The organism is Desulfonatronum sp. SC1 (assembly GCF_003046795.1).
GTDB lineage: Bacteria > Desulfobacterota > Desulfovibrionia > Desulfovibrionales > Desulfonatronaceae > Desulfonatronum.
Map to the genome: position 1 here is coordinate 1 of NZ_PZKN01000053.1, position 16,203 is coordinate 16,203.

General features: G+C 61.3%; 16 protein-coding genes. 4 read left to right on the forward strand and 12 right to left on the reverse strand.

Annotation, left to right across the window (positions count from 1 at the left end; translation table 11 throughout):
• Positions 1–182: 182 nt before the first annotated feature.
• The 3 genes from C6366_RS17920 to C6366_RS17930 all read right to left on the reverse strand — a co-directional run bounded on the left by C6366_RS17920 (position 183) and on the right by C6366_RS17930 (position 1,514).
• Positions 183–611, reverse strand: a complete 429-nt coding sequence (locus tag C6366_RS17920; protein WP_107740480.1) for an HAD hydrolase-like protein — start codon at positions 609–611, stop codon at positions 183–185.
• Complete coding sequence (locus tag C6366_RS17925; RefSeq protein WP_146164917.1) at positions 544–852, reverse strand: hypothetical protein; 309 nt, start codon at positions 850–852, stop codon at positions 544–546. Before C6366_RS17925 ends, C6366_RS17920 begins: the two co-directional genes overlap by 68 nt.
• Positions 853–947: 95 nt before the next feature.
• Positions 948–1,514 (reverse strand): RuBisCO large subunit C-terminal-like domain-containing protein, encoded by a 567-nt coding sequence (locus C6366_RS17930; protein WP_107740484.1) that lies wholly within the window; start codon positions 1,512–1,514, stop codon positions 948–950.
• Between the two features lie 63 nt (positions 1,515–1,577).
• Here C6366_RS17930 and C6366_RS20165 point away from each other — a divergent pair, with 63 nt between their 5' ends.
• Both C6366_RS20165 and C6366_RS20170 read left to right on the forward strand, forming a co-directional pair.
• Positions 1,578–1,961 carry a LysR family transcriptional regulator gene (locus C6366_RS20165; RefSeq protein WP_199221562.1) on the forward strand — a complete coding sequence of 128 codons (384 nt, stop codon included), beginning with the start codon at positions 1,578–1,580 and terminating at the stop codon, positions 1,959–1,961.
• Positions 1,962–2,561, forward strand: a complete 600-nt coding sequence (locus C6366_RS20170) for a LysR substrate-binding domain-containing protein (RefSeq protein ID WP_199221563.1) — start codon at positions 1,962–1,964, stop codon at positions 2,559–2,561. It begins immediately after the preceding gene.
• A 41-nt stretch (positions 2,562–2,602) separates the two neighbouring features.
• On the opposite strand, the gene C6366_RS17940 is transcribed toward C6366_RS20170, so the two are convergent.
• The 9 genes from C6366_RS17940 to glpA form a co-directional block, all read right to left on the reverse strand.
• Entirely contained in the window at positions 2,603–3,850 is a 1,248-nt protein-coding gene (locus C6366_RS17940; protein ID WP_107740486.1) for an MFS transporter, read from the reverse strand.
• A 200-nt stretch (positions 3,851–4,050) separates the two neighbouring features.
• A complete protein-coding gene (gene fba, locus C6366_RS17945; RefSeq protein ID WP_107740488.1) occupies positions 4,051–5,115 on the reverse strand; it encodes a class II fructose-bisphosphate aldolase in 1,065 nt (354 codons plus the stop codon).
• A 333-nt stretch (positions 5,116–5,448) separates the two neighbouring features.
• On the reverse strand, positions 5,449–6,249 hold the full coding sequence (locus tag C6366_RS17955; protein WP_107740492.1) for an HAD-IIB family hydrolase: 801 nt from the start codon (positions 6,247–6,249) through the stop codon (positions 5,449–5,451).
• A gap of 3 nt (positions 6,250–6,252) precedes the next feature.
• On the reverse strand, positions 6,253–7,044 hold the full coding sequence (gene phnE / locus C6366_RS17960; protein ID WP_031386954.1) for a phosphonate ABC transporter, permease protein PhnE: 792 nt from the start codon (positions 7,042–7,044) through the stop codon (positions 6,253–6,255).
• Entirely contained in the window at positions 7,037–7,822 is a 786-nt protein-coding gene (phnE, locus tag C6366_RS17965) for a phosphonate ABC transporter, permease protein PhnE (protein WP_031386953.1), read from the reverse strand. The genes phnE (C6366_RS17960) and phnE (C6366_RS17965) overlap by 8 nt, the downstream gene beginning before the upstream one ends.
• Positions 7,819–8,616: a phosphonate ABC transporter ATP-binding protein gene (phnC, locus tag C6366_RS17970; protein WP_107740496.1), complete on the reverse strand. Its 798-nt coding sequence runs from the start codon at positions 8,614–8,616 to the stop codon at positions 7,819–7,821. The genes phnE (C6366_RS17965) and phnC overlap by 4 nt, the downstream gene beginning before the upstream one ends.
• An 83-nt stretch (positions 8,617–8,699) precedes the next feature.
• Complete coding sequence (phnD, locus tag C6366_RS17975; protein ID WP_107740505.1) at positions 8,700–9,647, reverse strand: phosphate/phosphite/phosphonate ABC transporter substrate-binding protein; 948 nt, start codon at positions 9,645–9,647, stop codon at positions 8,700–8,702.
• A gap of 181 nt (positions 9,648–9,828) precedes the next feature.
• The gene (glpB, locus tag C6366_RS17980) at positions 9,829–11,127 is read right to left on the reverse strand and encodes a glycerol-3-phosphate dehydrogenase subunit GlpB (RefSeq protein ID WP_107740498.1); all 1,299 of its coding nucleotides are present in this window, start codon (positions 11,125–11,127) and stop codon (positions 9,829–9,831) included.
• Complete coding sequence (gene glpA, locus C6366_RS17985; protein ID WP_306460437.1) at positions 11,120–12,736, reverse strand: anaerobic glycerol-3-phosphate dehydrogenase subunit A; 1,617 nt, start codon at positions 12,734–12,736, stop codon at positions 11,120–11,122. Before glpA ends, glpB begins: the two co-directional genes overlap by 8 nt.
• 213 nt (positions 12,737–12,949) lie before the next feature.
• Between glpA and C6366_RS17990 the strand changes: the two genes are divergently transcribed.
• Both C6366_RS17990 and C6366_RS17995 read left to right on the forward strand, forming a co-directional pair.
• Positions 12,950–14,245, forward strand: a complete 1,296-nt coding sequence (locus C6366_RS17990) for a (Fe-S)-binding protein (RefSeq protein ID WP_306460438.1) — start codon at positions 12,950–12,952, stop codon at positions 14,243–14,245.
• A 256-nt stretch (positions 14,246–14,501) separates the two neighbouring features.
• Entirely contained in the window at positions 14,502–16,076 is a 1,575-nt protein-coding gene (locus tag C6366_RS17995; protein WP_107740503.1) for a DUF1566 domain-containing protein, read from the forward strand.
• Positions 16,077–16,203: the final 127 nt, after the last annotated feature.

A 16,203-nucleotide genomic window follows, 5' to 3' on the forward strand; every position in this document is an offset into this window, starting at 1 on the left:
CCCCGGTCATTGCCCCGTTCCCATTGCCCCGTTCCCATTGCCCCGTTCCCATTGCCCCGTTCCCATTGCCCCGTTCCCATTGGACCTGCATCGCCCACAGGCGATTCTCCTCCCCCACGCGGGCCAAAAGCGCGATCATTGCGGAATCAAGCGCTCCAGGACGTCCATGGTCACCATCTCCCCTAGTCCTTCCGGACCTTGGAGACGGGTACAGGGCGTCGTTGACTCGCCAAGATGGTCAACCACGCCAATCGCCCCGTCAAACGCATCCAACAGCGTGTAGGAACTGGGAACGGCCAGGGGGGGATGCCCGCGGCAACGGCGGCCCGGATGCCGTTTTCAGAGTCTCCCAGGGCCAGCAGGTAGACTTCCGGATCCGGCTTCTTCCTCCGGACATCCTCGCCGCAAACCAGGACGGCCCAAGAGCCCTCCGATTCCGGGAAACAACGCTCCAGGAGGGTCTGGACATTGACCCTGGAAGTGGTCGTGGCAATGGCCAGGATCGTCCCCCTGTCCCGGGCTTCGCGGATCAACCGCCGGACGCTAGGTCGCGGCCCGGCCCGACCTTCGGCCAGGAACCGGTTGTAGAAAATGGTTTTTTTTGTGGGCATGGAGCACCTTGATCATGGACTCCAGATCCGTGTTTGTCCCGTCTGCAGGGTGGGTTGCTCGAAGATGCGCGGCAATGCGCTCCTTGCCCCCAGTTGTTCGCAGCAAATCAGCATACATCCGGCGAGTCCACCGCCAAGCCAGTCCGGCATCGGCGAACGCCTCGTTGAAAGCCGCCCGGTGCAGCTCCTCATTGTCCGTCATGGTCCCACCCACATCCCAGATCAACGCCTTCAGGGCCATGGCTTCCTCCTCCCGCTGTGTGCTCCATTGCGTCCGGACTGGCCAGTTCACCCTTCCGGACGCAAGGAGCGGAGCATACATTCCCGCCTCAGTCTCTATGCTTTCATGCCCAACTGTTTCCGCCATTCCGGGTAGAAAGCGTCCGAGTCGTGGGCAAAAGATTCAAAAGCCCGAGCCAGTTCCGGATGTTCCTTGGCGTAGGTAACCAGATCCGTGCCCGCGGCCCAGGCCTCGTAGGTCTGGCGCAACGATTTGGCCCCGGCCGTGGGGCCGTCCAGGTGTCCGAAGGCACCGCCGCCGGAGGTCTGGCAGAAGTTGGCATGGCCCAGGTTGTCGAAAAAGCCGGGCAGGCGCAGAGCGTTCATTCCTCCGGAAATCATCGGCGTGGTGGCCTTCATACCCCACCAGGGCTGGTTGAAATAGGGCCCCCGGGCTTCATCCCGTTCCAGCATGTAGGCAATGATCTTGTCTCCGGAACTGCCTTCCATCTTGCCGAAGCCCATGGTTCCGGTGTGGATGCCGGAAGAGCCCTGGAGCCGGGCCATTTTGCAGTGAACGAACGCCGTGTAGCCGCGCTTGGAATGAGGGGACGTGACCGCACCGTGAGCGGGCCTGTTGATGAGGGTTGATTCGCCAGGGTGCTTGGTCTCTGTTGTGGACAACCTAGATGCACGAAGCTATCAAGGCAAATCAATTATATTCAACTTCAACATAGAGAACAGCTTATGCCTCGTATGGACGACCTGATCCGTCATGCCACCCTGCGCCAATTGCAAATTTTTGCCGCGGTGGCCAAGCAGGAGAGTTTTTCCCGGGCCGCGGAAAGCCTTTATCTGACCCAGCCCTCCGTATCCATGCAGGTGGCCAAGCTGTCCAGGACCCTGGGCCACCCTCTCTTTGAACACGTGGGCAAGAAGCTGACCCTGACCGAGGCCGGACAGGTGGTCTTGACATTGTGCGGGGATATCTTCGACGCCTTGAACCGGGCCCAGATGACCCTGGCCGACATGTCCGGATTGAAGCAGGGCCGGTTCAGGCTCTGCGTGGTGACCACGGCCGAATATTTCGCTCCGCGCGTTCTTGGTGCATTTTCCGAACGGTACCCCTAAGTGGACCTGGAACTGCTTGTCCTGAATCGGCATGTTCTTTTGTCCAGATTGCGGGAAAACCTGGACGACCTGTACATTCTGGGACAACCGCCGGAAGGGCTGGACGTCACGGCCACGGCATTCTTGAGCAACCCGCAGATACCTCTGGCGGCGCACCATCACCATTTGGCGGGGCAAAAAAACATCCCCTTGCGGGTCTTTGCCCAGGAACCAATGATCATCCGCGAAGCGGGATCCGGTACGCGCAAGGCCGTGGAGCGATTTTTTCAGCAGGCGGGACTGCGTCTATGGATCAAGATGGAGCTGGGGAGCAACGAGGCCATCAAACAGGCCGTAGCCGGCGGGCTGGGGGTGACCATTCTCTCCCGGCACTGCATCAGCCTGGCCGGGGATACGCCGCTGCTGGCCGTACTGGACGTCCAGGGCCTGCCCATGCAACGCCAATGGCACCTGGTCTCCCCCCGCGCCAAGGAACTCTCTCCTCTGGCCAAGGCCTTCTCGGAGTTTCTGTTGACGTCGGCAACACGGCTTGAAGGCTCCTGGAACCGCGATTTCGAGGCCGTTGCCATAGGTTCCCCCGTTGCCCGGCCCGGAGAGTAGCCCGGGGCTGCCGTGCTTTTTTTTGGGGGGGGCGGAAGCCTCTACCGGGCCAGCCCTCGCCCTTCCAGCCAGGCCCCCAGCCTGGCCAGCAGCGCGGCCAGGGCCGCGCACCCGGCCAGCCACAGCGCCAGGGTAGTGATCCCGACATGCTTATCCAGAAAGAATCCCAGCAGGATCGGGGATACCGCCGTGGACACGACCATGACCGCCTGGTTCATGGAACGGATCGCGCCGAGATGGAGGACACCGTAGCGCTCCGCCCAGATCGCGCCGGAAGCCGTGGCGGCCAGCCCCTGGGTGGCCCCGACCATTCCCAGATAGGCATGGACGATCAAAGGAGAGGGAACCGAGGCCAGCAGCACCAGGCCGGTGATGATCGGGATCAGGGCCAGAGGCAGGGCCCGGGCCGCGCCCAGGCGATCCACCAACGGCCCGGCGATGAACAACGCACCGAGGTGGCAGGCCGCGTAGACGGAAAACCCGGCGGCCAGCAGTTCCAGGGACCAGCCCAGTTCATCGGCAAAGGCCATCTGATGAAAAAACAGGGCCGTGACCGTGAACGGGGTCAGCAGCGTGGCGGGTAGAATCAGGTAGTAGCCAGGGTCGCGAAGCACGTCCCGGCGGCTGAACCGGCTGCGGTCCGTGGCCAAACTCGTTCCCGACGCGGTCTTGGCCGCCACGGCCTGGGGCGGCGGCGCTCCTCGGGACAATAGGATCAGCACCGGCAGAATCAGCAGACACAGCAGCGCCGCGCCCACGACCCAGGGCGCCCGCCAGCCGACCCAGAGCAGAAGCAGCGCGGCCCCGGCCGGCAACACGGCCTCGGCCAGGGGAAAACCCATGGCTGCCAGGGCCACGGCCCGGCCTCGATGGGCCGCGAAGTACCGGGCCGCCGTGGTCATCCCGATATGCGAAATCATGCCCTGCCCGCCGAAGCGAATGCAGACGAACCCCGCGGCCAGCACCAAAGCGCCCGGAGCAAACCCGATCAGCAGGCACCCTCCGGCCAGAATTCCGATGGCCAGAGCCGTCACTCTGGGCAGCGACCAGGTGTCCACCAGGCCGCCGAACCGCAGGAGCAGCAGGGCGCTGCACAGGGTGGCCCCGCTGTACAGGCTGCCGTAGGCCGTATGGGTCAGGTCAAAGGCCTGTCGGATTTCCGCGCCAAAAAACGAGACGAAAAACGTCTGGCCGAACCCGGAAGCCGCGGTGGCCCCCAGAGCGAACAGGGCCAGCCGGGGATTGACCCGCAAGACGGCTGGGAGGTGGCGGGAGAGAAACTGGAACATGCTGAGAACCTGAATGCTTGGCGGGGAGAAGCGATTTCCCAAAAACGACGAACGCCGCGCAAACCTTCGTTTGCGCGGCGTTGAAGACTACTCGGATGGAACGAGAAGGTCTATCCGCGACGGGACGTCCGCATCCGGCAGACTTCGTCCCATTCCAGGCAGGCCGTGCGCACCGTGTATGCGCTCATAAGCCTCTCGCCTTACCGAACGAGCGCGGCCAGCTCACCCTTGGCATAGCGTACTTCCATGACCTCCATGGACACCGGCTTGATCTTGGAGGCGTAGCCTTCGGTGCCGAAAGCCCGGAGGCGATCCAGGCAGATCTGCTTCATGGCTTCCCGGGCCACGCCGAGATACTTGCGCGGGTCGAAATCCTTGGGCTTCTGGGCCATGTGCCTCCGGATCGCCCCGGTGGAGGCCAGACGCAGATCCGTGTCGATGTTCACCTTGCGTACCCCGAACTTGATGCCCTGCTGGATCTCCTCCACCGGCACGCCGTAGGTCTGACCCAGATCCCCGCCGTATTCATTGACCATGGCCAGCCAATCCTGGGGCACGGAGGAAGAGCCGTGCATCACCAGGTGAGTGTTCGGAATGCGGTCGTGGATTTCCTTGATCCGGTTGATGGCCAGCACTTCGCCGCTGGGCGGGCGGGTGAACTTGTAGGCCCCGTGGCTGGTGCCGATGGCAATGGCCAGGGCGTCCACCCCGGTCTTCTTCACGAAGTCCGCGGCCTGCTCCGGGTCCGTGAGCATCTGCTCCCGGGACAGCTTGCCTTCCGCGCCCACGCCGTCTTCCTTGCCCGCGATCCCGGTCTCCAGAGATCCCAAAACGCCCAGCTCGCCTTCCACGGACACGCCGCAGGCATGGGCCATCTCAACAACACGGGCCGTGACTTGGACGTTGTACTCGTAGGTGGACGGGGTCTTGCCGTCGTCCATCAGTGAGCCGTCCATCATCACCGAGGAAAAGCCGGACTGGATGGACCGAGCGCAGACCGCCGGAGAAGCACCGTGGTCCTGGTGCAGGCACAGCGGAATATGCGGCCACTCTTCAAGGGCCGCCTGGATCAGATGGCGGATGAACGCGGACCCGGCATATTTCCTGGCCCCGGCGGAGCTTTGCAGGATCACCGGGCTGTTGGTCTCGTTGGCCGCGTACATGATGGCCTGGACCTGCTCCAGGTTGTTCACGTTGAAGGCGGGAACGCCGTAGCCGTGCTCCGCCGCGTGGTCCAACAACTGCCGTAATGTAATCAATGCCATGAGCTACCTCCAAAAGGAAAAAAGTTCGGATCAAACCGCCGTGCCGGGTTCCGAGCCGATGGTGTTTGGTTACGGACCTTGTCGATCCTACGTCGGTGGGCGGTTAAAGTAAATGCGGGCCGCGATTTTCACTACGACACGATTTCGATCGGGCTGATATCGAAATCGAAATCGTGATCGAAATCGATTTTGAACAAGCATCCTTCCAAGCCAGGATGAATACGTTGCCTTCCGATTTCGATACCGACTTCGATACCGACTTCGATTTCGACTTCGATTGAAGCTGGCCGTTCTTGGACAAAGGCGGGGATACGATTCATAGGAACCAACGGGTCAGTCGCGACGGATTTGAAGCAGAACCTCGGTCAATTCGACGAATCCGGCGCCGCCTCGGGACGGCGTGACCCAGGCCGGTTCGGCTTCCAGTTCTCCGGCAAAATCCAGAACATTTGCCACGCCCACGGCATGGGGGAAGAAGGCGAACATCGGGGCGTCGTTGGGCGAGTCCCCGGCAAAGACGATTCTGGACGCCATGGCGTCCAGATCCATGTCAAAGGCCTCGGCCAGAAGCAGCCGGGTCATGGTCAGCTTGTCCCAGTCCCCGAACCAGCCGTTGACGTGGATGGAGCTGATCTTGGCCTGGGCCCCGGCCTGCTCGAAGAGGAACTTGATCCGGCGCACGTCTTCCGGCGGCAAGGCGGGGACGTCCTCCCGAAAATCAATGGCCAGGTCCGCTTCCCGGTAGGCCTGGTCCGCGGACAGTCCGGCCCCGGGAACCTGGGCCAAGATCACGTCCCGCAACTCGGCCAGACGCCCGCGATCTTCGGCCCGCTCAGGCTCGCTCTTGAAAAACCGTCGAATCATGACCCTCTTTTCCCGGTCATACCGGAAATAAAAGGCCCCGTTTTCCCCCACCACCGCGTCCACGGGCCACATCCTGGCGATCTGATCGCACCAGCCCGCGGGCCGCCCCGTGATGGGCACGACGATCAGCCCCGCGGCCTGGAGCCGCTCAAGAGCGGCATAAGCGGCGGCGCCCAGACGTCCATCGTCGGTCAACGTGTCGTCGATGTCCGTAAGCACGACCTGGACGGCCCAGGCCGTGTCGCGGGGCATGTGATGCAGGGGGCGCATGGCTTAAATAATGCGTTGGCGAATCTTGGTCACCACGATTTCCGCGACAATCACGATGGCGAAAATGCACAAGAGGATCAAGGCCACCTGGTTCCAACGGAACAGGTTGATGGCCGTGTCCAGGGCCATGCCGATGCCGCCCGCGCCCACCAGGCCGATGACCGCGGATTCGCGGACGTTGATGTCCCAGCGAAACAGGCTGATGCCCCAGAAAGCCGGGGCCACCTGGGGCCAGTAGCCCTTGAGGATGATGCTCGTCCAAGGCGCGCCCGCGGCCTTGAGCGCCTCGATGGGACCGGGGTTGCACTCTTCCAGGGCCTCGCCCAGCAGTTTCCCGCAAAAGCCGATGGACCGGAAACCAATGGCAATGGTCCCGGCCAGGGCCCCGGGGCCGAAGACCGCCACGAACAAAATGGCCCAGACCAGGGTGTTCACGGAACGGGAGGAGACCAGGATCAGCTTGGCCAGCCAGTTCAGGGCCGGGACCGGAGTGATGTTTCTGGCGGCCATCAGCGCCACGGGCAGGGCCAGGAACAGGGCCAGAATGGTGCCCATCCCGGCGATGTGCATAGTCTCCACCAGGGCGCTGTGTACGCCGGTCCAGTAATACCCCGTAGCCGGCGGCCACATCCGGGAAAACATGTCCCCCATTTGGCTTGGGGCGTCGTACAGAAACTCGGGCACGACGTGCACCGTGCGCAGGGATACGGCCAAGGCGATCCCGGCGGCCAGAAAGACGCTGAACCGGGCTAGGCGCTGCAAGGGGGTGAAGCGTTGCCATTTGCGGCTAGTCATTGAACACCGCCTTGACGATGGAGGCCAGATACTCACCGAGCATGACCAGGGCGATGATGGAAAGCAGAATGGCCGCCAGGAAATCGTAGTCAAAGCGCTGGAACGCCGCGAACAGGGTCCCGCCGATGCCGCCCGCGCCCACGATCCCGACCATGGTCGAATTGCGCAGGTTCGCGTCGAACTGGTAGGTGGCGAACCCGATGAACCGGTTCAGCACCTGGGGCAGAACGGCCATGAAGATCACGCTCATGAAGGGCGCACCCGCGGCCCGACAGGCTTCCACGGGTTTCAGGGAGATCTCCTCGATGGCCTCGGCGAAGAGCTTGCCGATGAAGCCGATGGAGGCGAAGACCAGAGTGATGATGCCCGCCAAAGGCCCGAAGCCCACGGCCTTGACGAACAGAATGGCGAAAATCACCGGATGGAAGGAGCGGCAGATGGCGATCAGGGTCCGAGCCGGCCAGGTAGCCCAGGTTGGCATCAGATTCCGGGCCGCGATCAAGCCGATGGGCAGGGAAAAGGCCACGCCGAAAGCCGAGGCGATCACCGCGATCTCCACGGTCTCGATCAGATTGTCCACCAGCATGCGCCACCGTGTGAACTCCGGCGGAAACATGGCCCCCAGAAACCTCGCCCCGTTGTCTAATCCAGTCACGAAGCGGGACCAGGTGAAATCCAGGGACAAGGTTGCGTAAACGCAGTACAGGGCCAGCAGGACCCAGCCGATGCGCGCGCCCCAGTTGGCCTTGAAGGGTCTTCGCGAGGCGGTCGCGCTCATGTCAGCCAGCCCTCGCCGCCATAAATTTGCTTCAGATGGGTGTCGCTCAGCTCCTTGGGCGGCCCGTCGAAAATAATCGCCCCCTGGGACATGCCGATGACCCGGTCCGCGAAGCGTTTGGCCAGATTCACGTCATGGATGTTGATCAATACCGGAATGCCCTGGGACGAGGAGAAGTCGTTGAGCAGCTCCATTATCTCCACGGAGGTCTTCGGGTCCAGCGACGACGTGGGTTCGTCGGCCATGAGCAAGGCCGGGTTCTGCATCACGGCCCGGGCAATGCCCACCCGTTGGCGTTGGCCTCCGGAGAGGGCGTCGGCCCGAGTGGTGGCGAAGTCCGTCAATCCGACCTTGTCGATGAGTTCAAAGGCCCGGTCGATGTCGGATTGCTCGAACTTGCGCAGAAAGGCCCTCCAGACCGGCACGAAGCCCAGCCGGCCGCAGAGGACGTTTTCGATCACCGTCAACCGCTCCACCAGGTTGAACTCCTGAAAAACCATTCCGATATGGCGGCGCGCCTCGCGCAGGGCCCTGCCGGACAGCCTGGACAGCTCAAGGCCGGCCACGCTGATGGTCCCTCCGGTGGGATCGATCAGGCGGTTGATGCACCGCAAGAGCGTGGACTTCCCGGTGCCGGACGGCCCGATGATGGCCACCGTGGTTTGCCCGCCGACCGAGAACGAAACGTCGTTCAGGACCGGCTTGCCCGGAACGTATGCCTTGACCAGGTTGGAAACAATCAAGGAAGCTGGGGCCTTGCCCCCGCTTCCTTTCGTGGAATGCTCCGTCACGATATCCCCTGCGCGGATTTGCGCCGGATGGAGCGGGCGACGTTTTTGCCCGTTCCATCCGGCGATGAGCGTTGATGGGTCTGAAATTACTGCAGCGTCTCGCCCAGAGCCTCGTTGATGGTCCGGATGATGCCCCAGTCCACCTTGTAGGTCACGGGATAGAAGCGGTCCGCGCCGTCAAAGGCTTCCTTCATCTTGTCGGTGTAGCGATAGGTGTGGAAAGCGCCGACGATCTTCTGGACCAGTTCCGGACAGAGTTCGCTGGCATAACCGAAGGAGGAGGTGGGGAACTTCTCGCTGGTGTAGATGGTCCGCAACTCGCCTTCCTTCACCCTACCGGCGCGGAGCATCCGCTCATACACGTCGGAAGCCACCGGAGCGGCCTCGTAGTCGCCGTGGGCCACGCCCAGGACGGACTGGTCGTGCTTGCCCGAGTAGACGACCTTGTAGTCTTCATCCGGAGTGACGCCCAGTTCCGGGAACAGCACCCGCGGGGCCAGGTTGCCGGAATTGGAGGAGGCCGAGGTATGGGCCACGGTCTTGCCCTTGAGGTCTTCCATGGTCTGGATCGGGCTGTCCTTCTTGACCAGCACGATCAGGTTGTAGCCCTGAAACCCTTCCGGACCGCCCTTGACCGCGATGGGCACGTACCCGGCCAGATTCACGGCAAAGACCGTCGGGCCGGTGGAGAAGCCGGCCACGTGCAGCCGACCGGAACGCATGGCTTCAACCTGGGCCGCGTTGGAGTGCACGGTGTAGTAGATGACCTTTTTGCCGGTGGCCTTCTCCAGGTAGCTCATGAAATCCGAGAACACGTCCTGGTACACAGCCGGGTCTTCCACCGGGGTATAGGTGAAGACCAGCGTAGAGGGATCCTTGCACTGTCCCGCGGGCAGCAAGTCAGCGACCAAGTCCCTGTCGTTGTCGCAAAACCGCTCGTCCAGATTGCCGCGATGCTCGCAGACCTGGGCAAATCCGGGATGGGCCAGGGCCAGAATCAGGATCATCGCCAAAAAGACAAACACCTTTCTCATCATGCTCACTCCTTGTTGTGGGGTTGCTGTCAATTGCACGTCATGAACACCGATCAAGTCAAAAGGGTGAAACCGAAAATCGGCGATAATCCCACCAGGGAAGGCCAAAGCCCTCCTCGACGATGTCTCGCGCCGATTTCGTTGGACCAAGTCCCTCTAATCGGATTTTCGTTTCAGGTCATCAAATGTTTCCAAGTCCCTGGCGGACGGCCTCCACGGCCTTGTAGGCCGTGGCAATGGCCACTCCGGCACCGCACTTCATCCGAATCCAGTCCTGATGCGCCAGGATCGACCCTGCCGCGTGCAAGCCTGGGTGGACCGGACGCCCGTCCTCGGCCAAGGGACGAAACTGCTGGTCAACGGCCAAGCCCGTCCTGTGCACCGGGTGGCCGCGTGGATCAAAATAGTCCTGTCGATGCCAACCGGAACGGCTCTCGGGCTGCCGGACCGCAAGGTCGAAGACGGTCTCCACGATACCGCGATCCCGGCGGGCCGCCAGCCCGCCTCCCAGAAACCGACCCGAGCAGAGCAACACTTTGGCGGCGCGCACCTCACGCTCCACGGGCTGCCCGGTGATCCGCAGGACAAACGGATCATCCGGTCCCGGCACGATGCCGGACATTTTTTGCTGGCAAAACAGGGCCACCCCGCGCTCCGGCAAGGCGCTCTCAAAGGCTTCCTTCAGCCGGATTCCAGGCACTCCCGGGGGCATGGTCGGGATTTCGAACACCGGCACACCGAGACGCTCGGCCAGGTCACGGGTCACATCCCCGGGGCGGTGCATGCCCAGCACAGCCGGAAACCCGACGGCCTCCACGCCGTGGACGTGCGGGGCCACCACTTCGGCCAGGGCTTTTCGCGCCGAAGCGGTCTCCAGCATCCGGGCCGCCTGCTCCGGATACAATTCGCCCCCCGTATGGCCGGGCATGGCGACGGACACGGGCTGGAGACCCGGCCAGACTTCGGCGAGGTTCGCGGCGATCTGCCTGGACGAAAAACCCTTCAAGCCATGCAGGGCGACGATCAAAGCAGGTTGCTTTCGCTCCAGGGCCAGGCACCCGGCCAGGGCTGTCTCCGGAACGCACCAGGAGTGCTTGACCGTGCCGGCGGGAGACGGCAGGCGATAGTTATCGTCCCCGCCTGTTTTGTAGGGCAGTCCGATGTCCGCCAGAAATGCCGACACTTCCGCGAAAGCCGCCAGAATCTCCTCGGCAGGCACCCCTGCATAGGGATGTCCCGGCTCGATCCGGAACAGGTCCGCCATCGCGGCAAAGGGCTTGCGAACCACCGTGGGCCGTCCGCCTTCCGTCTCCGAAGGCAGGGCCCCGAGAAGGTCAAAGACGCCGCTGGTATAGGCCAGAGCTCCGGTACTCCCGGCCTGGACCACGGATAATCCCCGATTGGCGGCGAAAACAGCGGCGGCCATGCCCGCGATGCCCGTTCCAATAATGGCCAGATCGCATTGCATCATGTCATTCATGTGACAATTCGACCTCCGGGGACTCTGGAGCCGGAAATTCCAGGCCCAGCAAACCGCAGTGCAGGGCTTCGGCGAGTTCCGATTGAACCATTTGCGCCCCCCAGAGAATCGGACGCTGGCCTTTGAAGCGTTCCTGAAAAAAACCGCGCATGGCCCCCAGCCCTCGCCGCGAGGACAGCGCCCCGGTGTCGTAGAGGTGCGAGGCCACGCGCAAACCGCAGAACGCACCCTGACAGGCTCCCTTGCCGATCCGACTGCGCTTGCCCAGGAGCTGGAGGTCAGGATCGGGAAAAATGTCGCGGCAGTCTTGCAGTAGGCCGTCCACGGCGCTGGCCGAGACCAACTCGCACTCGCAAAGAATTTCGTCGTCCGAGGCGTGCCCCATGACCCAGACCTTGGCCGAGCGCCCCGGTTCCGTCCAAGAGCAGGCGTCCATGACCGGCAACGGCTCGTCCCTGGTCCGGCAGGCGGCGTTGTTGCCCAGGCGGCCGCAGACCAGGTCAACGGTCTTCTCAGCCATCAACCGATAGGTGGTCAGCTTGCCCCCGACCACGGAACAGAAATTGCCCAATCCGACGTTTTCATGATCAAAAAGCAGGAAGCCCCGGCTTGCGGACCGCCCATCCCGGTCCGCCTCGGAAGAACCGTCGTCCGCGAGGAGCGGGCGAACGCCGCAGTAAGCCCGAACATACCTGGTCGAGGCTAAAATCGGGGCCATTTCCGCGCCGTTGGTCAGGTTGACGTCCACCTCCCGAACAGAGGGCCTGGCCAGATCGGGGTCCGGGATGGTCACGCTGGTGGTTCCCAGGATGGAAACCGTGCCCCCGGGAACGAGAATATCGCCGTCCCCTGGAGTTCTGAGACGATGAATGACCCGCTCGGACAACCGATCGTGCGTCACCAGCAGGGTTCCCTGGGAGCACAGCAGGGGAATCGACGCTCCGACCCTGGAGTTCACAAGTCCGGCAACGCGCCCGGCCCAGGCCCCGGCGGCGTTGATCACCTGGGAGACTTCGACGGTCCGGGTTTCTCCCCGGACCATATCCTTCAAGTGAACCCGGGCAATCCGGCCGCGATCCAGCTCAAAGCCGTCAACCGCGGTCCGGGTCAGCAGGATGCTTCCGGCCAGGGCCTTGGCATGGGCCAGGTTCTCCAGGGAAAGGCGGAACGGGTCCAGGGAGGCGTCGGGCAGGGTGTAGGCGGCGATCAGATTCTCGCTCAGAGCGGGCTCCATGCTCCGGGCATCGGCCGGTGCGACGCTTTGCGTCTGAATCCCCGCGGCCTCGCACCATCCCGGAAAATCCGCGATATACCGCTCGTCGTCCCCGGCCACGGCCACGTAGAGCCCCCCACATTCCTCGATGCATTGGGGGGCCAGACGCTTCAGGAGTTCGTTCTCCTCCCGGCACTCCCTGGCGGAATGAACGTCCCCGGCCACGTACCGCCCCCCGCTGTGCAGCAACCCGTGATTGCCCCCGGAGGCCCCGGAATTGATGTCCCCGCGTTCGACGACCACGGAGGAAACTCCCCGCAAGGCCAAATCACGGGCAATCCCCGTGCCCACGGCCCCCGCGCCGATGATCAGTACATCCGTTTGCATCTGTTGCATGGCTCTGGTTATCATGATGTTAAGATGATGAAATGAGCCGTATCTATCCGAGCCGGAGAATATGCACAACCATTGCCTCAGGAAAAGGCCTGGGCTAAGCTTGGGGGCTGAACAACCTGCAGAGCGACGTTTTTCCGTCGAAATACAACGCCATTCTTCAACCGTGAACGGTAAACCATGAACCCGGAACCCTCCTCCACGCTCTCCACCGACATCACCGCCTCCGTCTTTCGACGCCGGGCCCATGAGCTCCTGCCCCGTGACGCCAACTACACCATGTGCCTGGCCTGCGGCCTGTGCTCCTCCGGGTGCCCCGCGTCCGGCCTGGCGGACATGGATCCCCGCAAATTCGTCCGCATGGCCGCCCTGGGCTTGGACGCGGAACTGCTCCAAACCCCCTGGGTCTGGATGTGCACGATGTGCAAGCGCTGCCAGCACGTCTGCCCGATGAACATCGACATCCCCAGCCTGATCTACCACGCCCGGACCTGCTGGCCCAGGGACACGCGCCCCAAAGGCGTTGTCGCCTCCTGCGACCAGTCCCTGCGCACCAAAACCGGCTCGGCCATGGGCGCCAGCCCGGAGGATTTTGAATTCGTGGTCGGCGATGTTCTGGAAGAGGTGCATGCGGCCCAAAAGGGCTTTGAGCGGCTGCGGGCCCCCATGAACAAGCCGGATTCCTTCTTCTTCCTGAACCAGAATTCCCGGGAACCCATGACCGAGCCGGATGAAATGGTCCCGCTCTGGAAAATCCTGGACCATGTCGGCGCGGACTGGACGTACGGTTCTTTGGGCTGGGCCGCGGAGAACTACTGCATGTTCGCGGCGGACGACGCGGCCTGGGAGCGCATCGTCCGGGAGAAGGTCAAGGCCGTGGAGGAGCTGGGGGCCAAGGTCTGGCTGAACACGGAGTGAGGCCACGAATTCTACGCAGTCCGGGTCGGGCTGCAAAAATTCAGCATCACCCCGAACTTTCGCCTGGAGAGCATCATCACCTGGTACGCCCGCTGGATCCGGGAGGGCAAGCTACCCGTGACCAGCGACTGGAACCGCGACCTGGGCATCAAGTTCACCGTGCAGGACCCGTGTCAGTTGGTCCGCAAGTCCCTGGGCGACGATATCGCCAACGACCTGCGCTTCGTGGTCAAAAGCGTGGTCGGCCCCGAAAACTTCGTGGAAATGTATCCCAGCAAGTCCAACAACTATTGTTGCGGAGGCGGAGGCGGAGCCCTCCAGGCCGGCTTTCCCGAAGCCCGCAGGGCCTACGGACTGCGCAAGCGGGATCAGATCCTGGCCACCGGGGCCACCTACTGCATCGCCCCCTGCCACAACTGCCACTCCCAAATCCACGACCTGGCCGATCACTTCGGCCACGACTGGCACACCGTCCACCTCTGGACCCTGATCTGCCTCTCCCTGGGCATGCTCGGCGAAAACGAACGGGCGTATCTGGGCGGGGATTTGAAGGGGCTGGGGGTGCTTACAACCGGTTTGCGAGAACAGAATTGACCTAGCCCCGGCAATCGCCTAAGGAGCATCAATTTATGATTGGGTAGGAATAGTCCGCAACACATTTCAATCAACATTGAATCTGCGAGAGCCGGGTAACCTGCACCGTTCCTCCCACAATAAACCATCAGGCAGGTTCCAGCCCTTGTCCAGGAATCCCCTGAACTGGTTGTTTGTTTGACAGTTGTTGAGCAATGCCCGTGTCGGCCTGACTGGCTGGGGCGGGCGTTTTTGTAACCCAATTGGAGGATCGTTGATGCCCGCCTACATTCGCTTGAGTATTGTCTCGGTAGCGGCCTTGCTCTTTTGCTTCACACCAATCTCATCCCACGCCTGGCATCCTCTTAACGACACTGGCATTCAGTTTTGTGGAGGGGCTTTCAGCAGCAACAACAATCCCTGCACCGGCCATGAACCTCAGGGCCAGGACGCGCATTATGGCCGCGATGCTGCGGCCAGGACTGGCACCCTGACCAAGGTAGGAGCTGGCGAGGCTGGATTCGACTTTACGAAAATATCCAACAGCGGCCATGCTCTCCCGGCAACGGCCCAGCTTGGTAGCGGGCCCGGCGATTGGGCCTGCACTCGGGACAATGTCACCGGGATCATGTGGGAAGTGAAAGTGAACAATCCTACCCATGCGAGACACAAGGACCACCGCTACACTTGGTTTTTCTCCAACAGCCCCGATGGCAACCTAGGATCCCAAGGTCTTGATGGATGCAATAACACCCTAGAAGGATTGAGGTGTAATACAGAAAACTATAAAGACAGAGTCAATGCGGCTAGCTTATGTGGGTATACAGACTGGCGTGTGCCATCGATCAAAGAACTGGAATCCATTACTCATCTTGAAACTTTTTCTCCAACAATTGATACTACTTATTTCCCTAACACTTCAATAATGTATTACTGGTCTTCTTCTCCAAATGCTGACAATAATAGGTACGCGTGGGTCTTATATTTTAAAGTAGGTTCTTCATATATGTATGGCCTACGAGGTAGTGCTGAGAGAGTCCTACTTGCACGCGGTGGACATCCAGTTGAAGCTTCTACCCAGGCTGGCCATTGCATGAACAACATCCCACCAAGCAACCCAGATTCAATTTATACCGTCAGCAATAATGGGAACACGGTAACTGATATTAGAACCGGACTGATGTGGAAAACATGCCCAGAAGGGCAGACGTGGACAGGTAGAACATGCTCGGGGTCGTACAATACCTTTACTTGGATTGGTGCGCTGGCACATGCTGAGTCACATGTATTTGCTAATCACAGAGACTGGCGACTCCCTAATGTTAAAGAACTGCGTAGTTTAGTCGATGAGTGCCGCGCTTACCCGAGTATAAATGAGACATTCTTTCCAAATAGTTTATCTCAGTCTTACTGGACTTCGTCGCCCAGTGCCGACAATTCTTTAAAATCGAAAGTGGTAGTTTTCATTTTTGGTCAACCCCACGGGAACTCTTCACGAAGCGAATACAATCTCGCTTGGCTTGTGCGCGGAGGGCAGACTGGCCCTTCTGGTCATACCCTCATAGTGAACTCCATCGGCGCATCATCCGTCCCCATCACAGGCAACCCATCCAGCTACGGTGGCACGACCAACTACAACAAATCAAACATCCCCAACAGTACGCAGATCGCCCTGACCGCGCCAACAACCAGCGGGAATGCGAATTTCACGTCCTGGACTGGCTGCAATACAACGAACGCCGCCAACAGGACTTGTACAGTAATAATGAATGCCAACAAGACCGTGACAGCGAACTATGAAGAACGGCAGGCCAACCTGCCTGGAGTGATGCTGCTGCTTCTGGACGATTAACAGGACTTTAACCGCATCGCGCCAAATCCAGCCTTTTCCGCAATAATTTCTGCATGTTAACCTGGCCCTTTGCGTAAGACCCTACTGATATCTCTGCTTTTTTGTCAAAAAAACGTTTAATTTTATA